12 protein-coding genes and 1 pseudogene are annotated in these 12,732 nt (G+C 69.9%); 8 read left to right on the forward strand and 5 right to left on the reverse strand.

Annotation, left to right across the window (positions count from 1 at the left end; all coding sequences use genetic code 11):
• The first annotated feature begins 102 nt into the window (after positions 1-102).
• Both M2283_RS34770 and M2283_RS34775 read left to right on the forward strand, forming a co-directional pair.
• Entirely contained in the window at positions 103-741 is a 639-nt protein-coding gene (locus tag M2283_RS34770; RefSeq protein ID WP_280880459.1) for a GOLPH3/VPS74 family protein, read from the forward strand.
• A 16-nt stretch (positions 742-757) separates the two neighbouring features.
• Positions 758-2,320, forward strand: a complete 1,563-nt coding sequence (locus M2283_RS34775) for a carboxylesterase/lipase family protein (protein WP_348538946.1) — start codon at positions 758-760, stop codon at positions 2,318-2,320.
• Between the two features lie 49 nt (positions 2,321-2,369).
• Here M2283_RS34775 and M2283_RS34780 read toward each other — a convergent pair.
• Positions 2,370-2,711 (reverse strand): annotated as a pseudogene (locus tag M2283_RS34780) (dihydrofolate reductase family protein); the annotation flags it as partial.
• A gap of 348 nt (positions 2,712-3,059) precedes the next feature.
• Here M2283_RS34780 and M2283_RS34785 point away from each other — a divergent pair.
• Positions 3,060-3,989, forward strand: coding sequence for a UTP--glucose-1-phosphate uridylyltransferase (locus M2283_RS34785; RefSeq protein ID WP_280880589.1), 930 nt, complete (start codon positions 3,060-3,062; stop codon positions 3,987-3,989).
• A 377-nt stretch (positions 3,990-4,366) separates the two neighbouring features.
• Here the strand turns inward: M2283_RS34785 and M2283_RS34790 are convergent, their stop codons facing one another.
• Positions 4,367-4,600, reverse strand: coding sequence for a hypothetical protein (locus M2283_RS34790; RefSeq protein ID WP_280880461.1), 234 nt, complete (start codon positions 4,598-4,600; stop codon positions 4,367-4,369).
• A gap of 590 nt (positions 4,601-5,190) precedes the next feature.
• Here M2283_RS34790 and M2283_RS34795 point away from each other — a divergent pair.
• From M2283_RS34795 to M2283_RS34815, 5 genes are read left to right on the forward strand one after another with little or no spacing between them, the layout of a single operon-like run.
• A complete protein-coding gene (locus tag M2283_RS34795) occupies positions 5,191-6,201 on the forward strand; it encodes a substrate-binding domain-containing protein (RefSeq protein WP_280880462.1) in 1,011 nt (336 codons plus the stop codon).
• A 3-nt stretch (positions 6,202-6,204) separates the two neighbouring features.
• Positions 6,205-7,221, forward strand: a complete 1,017-nt coding sequence (locus M2283_RS34800) for an ABC transporter permease (protein ID WP_280880463.1) — start codon at positions 6,205-6,207, stop codon at positions 7,219-7,221.
• The gene (locus M2283_RS34805; RefSeq protein ID WP_432423170.1) at positions 7,218-8,114 is read left to right on the forward strand and encodes an ATP-binding cassette domain-containing protein; all 897 of its coding nucleotides are present in this window, start codon (positions 7,218-7,220) and stop codon (positions 8,112-8,114) included. Before M2283_RS34800 ends, M2283_RS34805 begins: the two co-directional genes overlap by 4 nt.
• Positions 8,111-8,806, forward strand: a complete 696-nt coding sequence (locus tag M2283_RS34810) for a nucleoside/nucleotide kinase family protein (protein WP_280880464.1) — start codon at positions 8,111-8,113, stop codon at positions 8,804-8,806. The genes M2283_RS34805 and M2283_RS34810 overlap by 4 nt, the downstream gene beginning before the upstream one ends.
• Positions 8,807-8,815: 9 nt before the next feature.
• Positions 8,816-9,850 (forward strand): LacI family DNA-binding transcriptional regulator, encoded by a 1,035-nt coding sequence (locus tag M2283_RS34815; RefSeq protein ID WP_280880465.1) that lies wholly within the window; start codon positions 8,816-8,818, stop codon positions 9,848-9,850.
• A 140-nt stretch (positions 9,851-9,990) separates the two neighbouring features.
• Here M2283_RS34815 and M2283_RS34820 read toward each other — a convergent pair whose 3' ends face one another.
• The 3 genes from M2283_RS34820 to M2283_RS34830 are packed head-to-tail and all read right to left on the reverse strand — an operon-like array spanning position 9,991 to position 12,611.
• The gene (locus tag M2283_RS34820; RefSeq protein WP_280880466.1) at positions 9,991-10,998 is read right to left on the reverse strand and encodes a cytochrome P450; all 1,008 of its coding nucleotides are present in this window, start codon (positions 10,996-10,998) and stop codon (positions 9,991-9,993) included.
• Positions 10,959-11,426: a hypothetical protein gene (locus tag M2283_RS34825; protein WP_280880467.1), complete on the reverse strand. Its 468-nt coding sequence runs from the start codon at positions 11,424-11,426 to the stop codon at positions 10,959-10,961. The genes M2283_RS34820 and M2283_RS34825 overlap by 40 nt, the downstream gene beginning before the upstream one ends.
• Positions 11,427-11,486: 60 nt before the next feature.
• A complete protein-coding gene (locus tag M2283_RS34830; protein WP_280880468.1) occupies positions 11,487-12,611 on the reverse strand; it encodes an MFS transporter in 1,125 nt (374 codons plus the stop codon).
• Positions 12,612-12,732 lie beyond the last annotated feature (121 nt).

Raw genomic sequence — 12,732 nt, forward strand, 5'->3', positions numbered from 1 at the left:
CTCCTCAGGGAGGAGGCCGGGTCGCCATCCTCCTGTGCTCCCAGTGCCGGTCCGTTCCCCCGGCCGATCCGTGGCCGGGATGGTCGGCCATAGCGTCGAGGTGTGATCGACGACCTGCCTTGCCTCATGTATCTGCTCGCCCACGACGACGCGGCCGAAGGCCCCTACGACCGTTCCCGGACGGGGCTGCTTGTCCGTGCCGCCGCCCTGATCGACCTCGCATCGCGCGGCCGGCTGCGGGAGACGGGCGGCACGGTCACCGCGTCCGGCACGGAAGCGGTCGGCGACCCCGTCCTGGACGGTGTTCTGCGCGACGCCGGCGGCGGGCACGGCTGGAAGCACCTGGTGCGCCGCCACCGCAAGCGGACTCTGGCACAGGTGGAGGACCGGCTGACCGCGGCGGGGCTCCTCACCGTGCGGGCGCCCCGCACCCCCTTCGGTGCCCGAAGGTCGACCGTGACGGACCCCGCCGTGCCCGCCGCGCTCCGCGCCCGCATGTCCGCGGCGCTGCACGGGAACGGTCCCGTGACCGAGATCCCCGCCGCGGACGCCGCACTGCTGGCACTGGCAGCGGCGGGCGGTATCCGCTCGGTCGTGTCACGGCGGGACCACAAGACATTCCGGGCTCGAGTCGACGCCTGCACGGGACGACTCGGCGCCCTCGCACCCGGCCTGGAGAAGGCCGTACGAGCGCTGCCGACGACCATGATCGCCGCACGGGGCGGCATGGGCGGCAGCTGACCGCATGGGGGAAACGTTGAACACGCACCGCGCCCTGACCACCCTGGGCTGCGCCCTGACCGCCGTGCTCGCGACGGCCTGGTCCGCAGCACCACCGACCCAACCCGGCGCGCCTGTCGCCGTCACGACGGTACGGACCCACGACGGCCCGGTACGCGGTGCCGCCCACGACGGCTACCGCACCTTCGAGGGCATCCCCTACGCGGCGCCCCCGGTCGGCAGGCTCCGCTGGGCGATGCCCCATCGCGCGGCCCCCTGGTCCGGGGTACGGGACGCGACCGAGCCCGCGAGCGCCTGCCCGCAGCCGGCCGGTGAGGTGCCCGGCGGCAGCACCGACGAGGACTGTCTCCACCTGAACGTCACGACGCCCGACGGGACGGCACCGGCACGTCCCCGGCCGGTGATCGTGTGGCTGCACGGCGGCGGCTTCACCACCGGCGCGGGCAGTTCCTACGACGCCCACCGCATGGCCACCCGCGGCGACGTCGTGGTCGTCACCGTCAACTACCGCCTCGGAGCCCTCGGTTTCCTCGCGCACAGCGGACTGCCCGGCTCCGGCACCTTCGGCCTCGCCGACCAGCAGGCGGCGCTGCGCTGGGTCCGCGCCGAGATCGGCGCCTTCGGCGGCGACCCGCACAACGTGACGCTGGCCGGAGAGTCGGCGGGCGGCTACAGCGTGTGTGCCCAGCTCGCCTCGCCCGCCGCCGCGGGGCTCTTCGACCGGGCGATCATCGAGAGCGGCCCGTGCACCGGCAGCCCCGACCGCCCGTTCGCGCCCTCCTCAGTCCCCCTGTCCACGGCGCGCGCGACGGGGGCGGACCTCGCGGCAAAGGTCGGCTGCGACTCCGACCACGACGTCCTGTCCTGCCTGCGACGCGTGAAGGTCTCCCGCCTTCTCGCCGCCCAGGACACCGACCAACAGCCCGCCCACACCACCCCGTTGCTGCCCGACGACCCCGCGGCCGCGATCGCCGCCGGCCGCTTCCACCACGTTCCCGTGCTCATCGGCAACAACCACGACGAGGGCAACGGCTGGGCCGCCGGGATCATCCAGGCCGGCTATCCCGTAACCCCCAACACCTGGCCCGACGTCGCGGCCACCTTCTTCCCCTCCCCCGGCCAGGCCAGGGCCATCGTCCGCGAGTACCCGGTGCACCGCACCGACGGGGGCCCAGTGTTCGGCGCGGCCATCGGCGACGCGAACTTCGCCTGCCCGACGGCACGCACCAACACCCTGCTCACCGCTCAAGTACCCACCTGGCGCTACGAGTTCGCCGACGAGCACGCCCCGCCGCTCACCCCCGGCACGCCACCGTTCCCGCTCGGCGCACCGCACGCGAGCGAACTGCCCTACCTCTTCGACCTGGGCGGCCGCCCCCGCGACCTCACGGCCGCACAGCACCGGCTGGCCGACACCATGATCGACTACTGGACGCGCTTCGCCCGCACCGCCGACCCGAACGGCCCCTCGTCGCCACACTGGTACCGGCACACGGTGCTGTCCCTGGCACCGGATCACATCGTCCCCACCCACACGGCGGAGCCCCGCCACCACTGCGCGTTCTGGAACACCCTCTGAATAGGGCCGGCCCCTGGTCGCTCGACGTGACTTGACGACGTTGTCGGAAAACCACGTAGATCAGGTACGTCGTGGTCCAAGTCGATGTCACGCTCCGCTGCACCAGCGTGCGTGGCACCCGGCCGGTGGACAGTGGCGGCCATGCACCCGGCACACCGGGCGCGACGACGTCGAGGTCCTGGCCGCTGTCCGACGACGCCTCAGCAGGCTCACGCACGGCAGCGCCTGCGTCGGCGGGACCGGCGGTGACGAACGTCCAGTCCAGGTCGGTGAGCCGAACCGACTTCAGCGGCGAGACTGTCACGACGACGGGCGTCGGCTTGCCGAGCTCGCCGGCGCCGTAGCCCGTCGTGTCGTCTCGGCCGTTCGGCCCGTCGATCACGTCGAAGAGGTCAAGGCGGCTCCACGGTCACCTCGAAACGACTCCCGCACTGAGATACAGAGCCACACGCCCGATGGAGTCGGCCACAACTTCTGCTGCGCCGCCTCCGAATCCGACGAGCGCCTGGACGAGGCTTTCTTCTGTGAGCTGCGCGAACGCGTGCGCACCCAGGTCTCCGCGGCGATCGAGACGAACGGCTACCTCGCGGCGACGAAGTACACCGGATCCTTCCTGTGCCGGGGATCATCCGGGCGGCCGGTGAACCCGGCGACCGGCTGGGCGGGGCGGCGGGCGTTGGTAGCGTCGTCGTGTGCCGTGCCGGCCGGTGCGGTGTGCCGCCCGACCGAGAGAGACCTGATGTCCCCGACGATCCGCAGGGCCGTGATCCCCGCCGCCGGACTGGGCTCCCGCCTGTTGCCGCTGACCAAGGCGACCCCGAAGGAAATGCTGCCGGTCGGCGACAAGCCGGTCATCGAGCACACCGTGCGCGAGCTGGTGGACTCCGGCATCACCGACATCACCATCGTCGTGTCCGGCGGAAAGAGCCTCATCCAGGAGCACTTCCGCCCCAACCCCGCCCTGGTCGAGCAACTTCGCGCGGACGGCAAGACCGCCTACGCCGACGCTGTGGAGGAGGTCGCCGAGCTGGCCCGCAAAGGCCACATCACCTACCTCGACCAGCACGGTCCCTACGGCAACGGCACCCCCGTACTCAACGCCGCCCGCTCCTTCGGCGACGAGCCCGTCCTCGTGCTGTGGCCCGACGACGTCTTCGTGGCCGAGGTGCCCCGCGCCCAGCAGCTGATCCGCGCCTACGAGCAGACCGGCTGCCCGGTGCTGGCCCTGCTGCCCGTGGACCCCACCGACTCCCAGCGCTACGGCGTGCCGATCGTGAAGGAAGACCTCGGCGAGGGGACGCTGCGCATCACCGGCCTGGTCGAAAAGCCCAAGCCCGCCGACGCACCGTCGTCGTACGCGGCCATCGGCGGCTACGTCGTCACCCCCGGCATCATCGACGAGCTGCGTGAGCAGACCCGTCGCTGGTACGAGCACAAGACCGGCGAGATCTATCTGACCGACGCCATCAACGCCTACGCCGCCACCCGCGCGGTGTACGGGCAGGTCATTCAGGGGCGCTGGTACGACACCGGCAACCCGGCCGACTACCTCGTCGCTCAGATGGCGTTCGCCCTGTCCCACCCCCAGTACGGGCCCGTCCTGCGCAGCCTGGTCGCCGGACTCGACACCGACCACACGGCCGCCCCGCAGGCCGAACCCACCACCTGAACTGCCGCTTCCTGTCCCTGAGATGGGCAGGCACCCCCGATCGTCCGTAGGCATGCGTGACCAGGCCCCAGTCGTGTGCAGGCACGTTCTGGGGTATCTGCCCGCCAGTTGACCTTCACCTTGGGACAGCCCACAGCATCAGTGGGACCAGGCGACGTGCCTGGCACAAGGAGGAGCGGGCGACCATGTCATTCGAGTTGCACCAGCTCCGCTCTCAGGAGCTGATCCGTGAAGCTGAGGCATACCGACTCGCCCGACAGGTCAGGAAAGACGCATCGGCTCCCCACGCCAGAACAACCCCCGCGTCGCGGCCGATTCCACGGCGTGTGCTGGCTTGGCTGCGCGGGTGAACATCGCGGCTCCCACAGCTCTTGATGTCACCCTGCTAGACCCTGGGGGCCTTGCGGACGGATCCCATACTCGGCCAACCATCCGAGCAGTTCCTGGCGGGAGGCTTGAACAAGGCGCCCTCCTGTGAAGCGGGCGTCGTCGGTGACCTCGGCCATGCAGTCGGCAGACGGCACGAACGACCGCGCCTCCTCGTCGGTGGTGAACTCGGCTTCCGCGAGCGCCAGACCCTCAAGACGGCCACCGAAAACGTCAACGTCCATGGGAGGCACGCTCAACGAGCCCGGGGGATGGCCCTGCCAAAGCCGTTGGGGGTTGGAGCTGCCCAGCCGTCAACTGTGTAGTCGACGTTGCCGTGTTGCGGCCGGGCGGAGGGTGACGGCTGCCTTGCGGGAGGATCTGCCGGAGGTCACCGACCTGGAGGGGTGACGGCTCCCGCCCGGGCTGGTTGCACGCGGATCCCATCGCCCCAGATCGGCGAGCTGTACGTGGCGGTCCTACGCGGCGCGGTCGATCCCGGCGGGTTTCTGCTCCGCCGGCCGGATCAGGGTGAGTCAGCAGGCCGCGAGTACCGGCGCACGGCCCGACCGTGGTGCGACACGCTCCCTTGCTCATGCGGCTGGAGCTGCTCGCGCGTGATGTCCGTTGATCCAGCGGGCCGGCTACGACGGCCGTGGAGACAGCTTCTGCCGCCGTCGGCTTGTGATCGTAGAATCGCGACAAGATTCACCAATTACCACAAAAAGATATCCGCAAAGCTTTGCGCAATGCCTATGCAGGCGCGATTCGGCCAGCTAGGTTGTGCGACAGCCCGCAGGTCGACGGAGACCTGCACGGCCGAAAGGAGCAGATCATGGGACATCTGCGTCTCCCCTCCAGAGTGCCGGTCATCGCCGTGACGGGAGTGGCCCTGCTGGTCGCCGGCTGTACGTCGACCAAGAGCGGCGGGTCGGACAGCAGCGCCGCCTCCGGTGGCAAGGTCTCCATCGGGCTGGTGACCAAGACCAACAGCAACCCCTACTTCGTCAAGCTGCGCGAGTCGGCGCAGACCGAGGCGGACGCGAAGGGGGCCAAGCTCATCGCCCTCGCGGGCAAGTTCGACGGTGACAACCAGGGCCAGGTCGACGCGATCAACAACCTGGTCACCCAGGGCGTCAAGGGCATCCTCATCACCCCGAGCAACTCCACCGGCGTACTCGGCGCCATCAAGGCCGCCCGTGACAAGGGCATCCTCGTCATCGCGCTGGACACCGCGACCGATCCGGCCAGCGCCGTGGACGCCACGTTCGCCACGGACAACGAGGCAGCGGGCGTCAAGCAGGGCAAGTACGTCAAGGCGGCCCTTGGGAGCAAGAAGCCCGCCGTCGTGCTGCTCGACGGCACGCCCGGCTCCACCGTGGACGATCTGCGGCACAAGGGATTCCTGGAGGGCTTCGGGCTCAAGAGCGGTTCTGCGGAGATCAAGGGGACCGCCGTCACCAACGGCGACCAGACCAAGGCGCAGACCGCGATGGAGAACCTGTACCAGCGCGATCACGGGATCAACGCCGTCTACACGATCAACGAGCCCGCCGCCGCCGGTGCGGCTCAGGCGCTGAGCGGCAAGACGGGTGTCGTCATCGGTTCGATCGACGGCTCGTGCACGGGTGTGGGCAACGTCAAGAGCGGCAAGTTCGCCGCCACGGTCATGCAGTTCCCCAAGAAGATGGCCCAGGACGGCGTCGACGCCGTCGTGGACTACGCCAAGACCAACAAGAAGCCCTCTGGATTCATCGACACCGGGTCTCAGTTGATCACCGACAAGCCCGTGGCCGGACTGGACTCCAAGGACACCGCCTGGGGTCTGAAGAACTGCTGGGGCTGATCCGTGACCACCACGCACACCTCCCCCGCGACGCCCGAGGCCCCCGCCACGCGGCCCCCGGCCAAGTCCCTTCTCGCGCGGCTCGTCGGCAACGCGGCGGCGGGCCCGCTGGCCGCCCTGGTCATCGCCGTGATCGTGTTCGCGCTGACCACCGACACGTTCTTCAACATCGACAACGGGTCGCTGATCGTGGAGCAGTTCCTGGTCGTCGGCACGCTCGCTCTCGGCCAGACCCTCATCATCCTGACCGCCGGCATCGACCTGGCCAACGCGGCCATCATGGTCCTCGGCACCCTCGTCATCGCCAAGCTCGGCCAGCACTCCCTCCCCGGGGGCCTCGCTCTCCTTGTCGGCGTCCTGTTGTGCACCGCCATCGGTGCCGTGTCGGGCACGTTGGTGACCCGGCTGCGGCTGCCCCCGTTCATCGTCACCCTCGGCGTGCTCAGCGTGCTGACCGCGACCGGCCAGTTGTTCGCCAACGGCGAGAGCTTCGGCGTCTCCTCCGGCGTGCTGACCTTCCTGGGCAAGCGCTCCTACCTGTTCGGCCAGATCGAGGTCACCAACGGCATGGGCGTCGCGATCGTCCTCATCGTCGGCCTGTGGTTCCTGCTCACCCAAACCTCCTGGGGTCGCAACGTCTACGCGGTCGGCGACGACGAAGAAGCGGCACGGCTGACCGGAATCAACACCCGGCGCACCCTGCTGAGCGTGTACGTGCTGGCCGGCTTCGTCTACGGCATCGCCGCCTGGCAGGCACTGGGCCGCATCCCCAACGCCGACCCCAACGCCTTCCAGACCGGCAACCTGGACAGCATCACCGCCGTGGTGATCGGCGGCACCAGCCTCTTCGGCGGGCGCGGCGGCATCCCCGGCACCGTACTGGGCGCCCTGGTCGTCACGGTCCTGACCAACGGGTTGACCCAGGCCGGCATCGACAGCCTGTACCAACAGGTCGCCACCGGCATCCTCGTCATCGTCGCCGTCGCGGTCGACCGTGTCGTCCGCAGGAGGGCAGCATGAACCAGCCCCGATCAGACGCCGCATCCGCCCAGGCGCCCGCGCCCCACACCGCCGACGTGGTGATGAGCGCGAGCGGACTGGTCAAGCGCTACGGCAATGTCGTGGCCATCAGCGAGTCCGACTTCGAGATCCACGCCGGTGAGGTCCTGGCCGTCGTCGGGGACAACGGCGCGGGCAAGTCGAGCCTGATCAAGGCCCTCACCGGAGCCCTCGTCCCGGACGCGGGAACCATCGAACTGGACGGTCGGCAGATCCACTTCCACGGGCCGCGCGACGCACGCGCGGCAGGCATCGAGACCGTCTACCAGACGCTCGCCGTCGCCCCGCAGATGGACATCGCCACGAATCTCTTCCTCGGTCGGCCCCTGCGTCGTGAGGGCTTCCTCGGCTCGGGACTGCGCATGCTCGACCACAAGAAGATGCGCACGCAGGCGGCCGAGCAGCTCGACCGGCTCGGCATCGCCACCATCCAGGACATCACCCAGCTCGTCGGCACCCTGTCCGGCGGCCAGCGGCAGGCGGTGGCAGTCGCCCGGGCGGCCATGTTCGGCACCCGGCTGATCATCATGGACGAGCCGACCGCTGCCCTCGGCGTGCGGGAGTCCCGTCAGGTCCTGGACCTCATCACGAGGATCCGCGACCGGGGCGTCCCCGTCGTCCTCATCAGCCACGACATGCCGCAGGTCTTCGAGATCGCCGACCGCATCCACGTACACCGTCTGGGCAGGCGCGTCGCGGTGGTCTCGCCCAGGACGTGCACGATGACCGAAGTGGTGGGCCTGATGACCGGCGCCCTCCAGATGGGAGCCGACGGCACACTCCTGGAAAGCACGACGCAACACATGCCCGACGAAAAGGCCACCTCCCACCGCCCGCCGGAGTCCCCCGAATGACGATCACCGGCAGCAACCGCACGGACGGTGAAACCGACCCGCGCGGCACCCCGCTCTACGGAAATCCCTCCCTGGACATCCTCACCCAGCGAGCCCTGCACCTGGCCCGGGACGGCCGAGCGCTCCTCGGCATCGTCGGAGAACCCGGCGCCGGCAAGTCCACGTTCGCCGAACAGCTTCTGGCCCGGCTGGAGAAGGCACGGCCCGGGCTGGCGGTGGCGGTGTCCATGGACGGATTCCATCTCGCCCACAAGGTCATCGGTGCTCGGGGACAGTCAGCCAGGAAGGGCACCATCGACACCTTCGACGCCGACGGCTTCCTCGCCTTCCTTCGCCGAACGCGCGACGAGACCGCGAACACCGTGTGGTGGCCGGAATTCGACCGCGAACTCGAGGACGCCGTGTCGGGAGCGACCGAAGTCACGACACACCACCGGCTGGTCATCGTCGACGGGAACTTCCTTCTGGCCACGCAGGATCCCTGGCGGCAGGCCAAAAACCTGCTGGCCGAGACCTGGTTCCTGGACGCCCGCCCGGAACCCCGGCGCGAGCGGCTCACCCGCCGCTACATCAGCTACGGCTTCACTCCCGAAACCGCACGTGCGAAGACCCTTGGAGTCGACGAAGACACCAGTGCCCTCATCCGCAGCACCGTCTCACGGGCCGATCTCGTGCTCAGCGAGCTTGGATAAGATCCGGACATGGCAGGCAGAGCACCCCGACAGACACCCACCATGTCCGATGTGGCGCGTCGGGCGGGCGTATCCGTATCGACGGTGTCGCATGTGCTCAACAAAACCCGGCCGGTCGCCCCGGCGACGGTACGCAGCGTCCTTGATGCCGTGGCCGAAACCGGTTACGTCCCGGATCCGGTCGCCCGGGCCCTGGACAGCACGGGCTACGGGACCATAGGCCTGGCCATGTCCGCCCTGTCCAACCCCTACTTCAGCAACGTCGTTCACGGCATCGACCGGCACGCCTCGGCCGCCGGCTACTCGGTGCTCCTCGCCGACACCCATGACGAAGCCGATACGGAGATCAAGGCGGTCAGCGAACTGCTCCGCCGCCGGGTCAGCGCGATCATCCTGGCCGCCTCCGGCGACGGCGCCCAGGCCATTCGATACGCCGGCAAGGTCGACGTCCCCGTCATCGCCATCGACCGGTTCGTTCCCGCCGCCGTCGACCAAGTCGCCGTCGACAACACCGAACCCACCGCGATCCTGGTGGACCATCTGGCATCCGTCGGGCACACCCGCATCGCCATGATCACCGGACGTGACGGCCTCACCACCACCCTGGAACGCCGCGACGGCTACCGGCTCGGCCTGCGCCGCAACGGCATCGAAGCCGATCCACGCTACGAGACCGACGGCGACTCCAGCGAAGAAGGAGCAGAGGCAGCCATCGAACTGCTCCTCTCACTTCCGCAGCCGCCCACAGCACTGGTGGTGGGCAACAACCGTATGACCATCGGCGCTTTGCGCGCCCTGCGCGACGCAGGTCTGACGGTTCCCAAGGACATGGCCCTCGTGTCCTTCGACGACTTCGAATGGGCCGACCTCTTCCACCCCCGACTGACCGCCATGGCCCAACCCGCCCTGTCCATCGGCGAACAGGCCGTCTCCATGGCCCTGTCCCGCATCACCTCCCCCACGCTGCCACCGCGCAAGGTCACCATCAACCCCGCCTTCATGCACCGAGAATCCTGCGGATGCCCACCAGACCCGGTGGCCTAGAGATCGTCTCAATTGGACTTGATCACTAGGCTGGCCTGCCGTGATGGCGTGGCCGTGCTGCCGGCGGGGGCGTCCTCGAAATGCGAGACCGCACCCGCGAACTGGGCTTCCTGCGGCTGCTCGCCCAAGGATTGAGCATCTCAGCTCCAGGGCTCGGCAGGAGGGCGAGGGTGGGAGCCGCGTGGAGGCGACACGGGTGAGCGCGTCTGCCTCACTGGGCTCCGACCCGAAGGGGCACATGGCGGCGTGGGTCGTGTGGTCGAGGGGGCTGGGGGAATCGTGGGTTGCCATCGCGCGCGTGGCGCTGTCGTCGTCCGACGGTGGGGTGAAGGCGATGTCCAGGCGGGTGAGGCCGCGGAAGTTGAGGCTGCGCTGCCACTTGGGGGGTTCGGTGGTGTCGAGGCGCAGGTCGGGGAGGCGGGTTCGGGGAGGCGGGTGAGGAGGGCTTCCAGGACGATGGTGGCTTCCAGTCGGGCGAGTGCCGCGCCGAGGCAGAAGTGCGGGCCGTGTCCGAAGGCCATGTGCCGTCCGCCGGGTCGTTCGAAGTCCAGCGTGTGGGGGTCGGGGAACGCGGCGGGATCGCGGTTGGCGGCGCCGCATACCAGGAGCACCGTCTGCCCTTCGGCGATGGTGCGGCCGGCCAGGTCCAGGTCGTGCCGGGCGCGGCGCAGCATGAGCTGCACCGGGGCGTCGTAGCGCAGGAGTTCTTCGACCGCGGCGGGAATCAGGCCGGGCCGCTTGCGCAGTTGGTCGGCGGCGTGCGGGTGGTGGAGGAGGGCGAGGGTGGCGTTGCCGATGAAGTGGGTGGTGGTCTCGTGGCCGGCGATCAGCAACAGGGCGCAGTTGGCGAGGAGTTCGTCGGGGTCCTGGTCGGTGTTCTCGGCCTGTGCGGTCACCAGTGCGCGCAGGCTGTTCGGGGCCGGCGGGGTCTCTGGGCTGGTGAGGAGTTCGCGGAAGTAGGCGAGCATGTCCGCCATGCTCTGCGAGGCCTCGCGGTTGCGGTCGGCGTCGAGGCGGGAGTTGCCGATGGCTTCGGCGATCGGCTCGGACCAGGCCGTGAGGGCGGGGCGGTCCTTCTGCGGTACGTCGAGGAGGTCGCAGATGATGGTCAGCGGCAGCGGGCGGGCGAGGTCCGCGACGATGTCCATCCGCCGGTCGGCGCCACCTCGTTGATGATGCGGTCGACGGCTTCGAGGATTCGGGCGCGGAGTGTCTCAACTGCCCGCGGGGAGAAGGCCTTGCTGATCAGGCCCCTCAACCGGGAGTGGTCCGGGGCGTCGCTGTAGAGCATCTGCCGGCTCAATACCTGGGCCAGCGGCCGCAGTTCCTCGGACACGGCCTCCAGGTCGGGACAACACACCGAGGACAGCGCCGGGTTGCCCGTCGCGCTGCTGACCACCGCGTGTCCGGTCGCGATCCAGGCGCTCAGGTGACGGTCCCAGAAGAGCTCGTCGGTGTTTCGCAGCTCCTCGTAGAAGTCGTAGAGGCGCTCTTGGACCTGGGGCCGAAAGGCCGGAAGGCCGGAAGCAGCGAAGTCGTGGTGCGCATCGCGCCAGGCTAGATCATGTACGGACATGGAGGAGTTGCCGTTCCGGAGACACGCTGTGCCGGTTCGATTCGCCCGTCGTCGTCACAGTCACGGGCGCTTCTCGTCGGCTCTCGTGAGGCGCGTCTCGACGGTCGCGACGACGACAGCAGCTGAGACCGCCAAGAGGCCGGCCACGAGCGGCAGTCTGACGGTCACGCCGGTCAGCGAGCCGGCCAACGCCGTTCCGGCGGAGCCGGACGTGATCTTCAGGGCCGCGACCCAGATGAAGACCTGGCTGCGCGCTCCGCTCGGCGCGTACTCCGTGCGGGCCGCAAGGGTGGAGGCGAAGAAGAAGGCGTTGAGGATGCCGGTGAGGGCGTAGGCCGAGGCGGTCACCGCGAAGGCGGGGCTCGCGGTGACGGTGAGGAGGCCGGCGACGACGCCCAGGGCGAGGCGGCGCATCAGCCGGTCCGGGTCGCCGGTGAGCGGGAAGACCATGACGCCTATGGACCCGGTGAGATTGCCGAGGCCGTAGGCGGCGGTCAGTACGGCCGCGGTGGCCGGCTCGATGCCGAGGATCTTCGTCATGTGGACCGCGGTGATCGGCAGCGTGGCGACACTCAGGGCGACGATCATCGTCAGGTAGACGGTGCGCCGAAGAGGGCCTGTGCGGGCTATCAGCGCGAGGGTCGCTCCCGGCCTGAGGATCGCTGACCTGTCGCCACCGTGGGACGGCGCGGTGAACGGCAGTAGCAGGATGCCGCCTGCCGCCGCGGCCGCCCCCACCGCGAGTGCGAGTGCCGCCGCGGTGGGCGAGACCCATCCCGACAGGGCGGCCACCAGCGACGGGCCGACGGTGCCGCCGATGCCGTAGGTGGCCACGTCCCAGCCCTGCGCCCGCCGCTGCGCGCGCAGCCGCGGTCGCGGGCCGACGATGGCGGGCAGCCGGCTGCTGATGCCGCCGGTCAGCAGCGGCCCGCAGGTGCCGGCCGCGGCCAGCAGCAGCCCGGTCAGTACGGCAGGCGCGTGCCCGTACGTCAGTACTCCCGCTGTCAGCGCGGTGGCGTACAGCAGACAGGCCGCCGCGATGACCTTCCGGCCGTCCCGGGCGAGGTCCAGCGGCCGCGCGACGAAGGGGCCGAGCAGGTGCGGGGCGGTGATGCAGGCACCGAGCACCCCGGCGAGCGCCCCGGACCCGCCGGACGAGGTGACGAGCAGAACGACGGCGACCACGGCTCCGCCGTCGGCGGTGCGGGCGAGGGCCGCGGCGACGACGTAGCGCGCCAGGCCGTTGCCGCCCTTTCCGGGCGAGGGCGGGGCTTCCGGCGGCCTCGGGGGCCTCGGCGTGCTCGCT

It is taken from the genome of Streptomyces pseudovenezuelae, assembly GCF_029892565.1.
GTDB lineage: Bacteria > Actinomycetota > Actinomycetes > Streptomycetales > Streptomycetaceae > Streptomyces > Streptomyces pseudovenezuelae_A.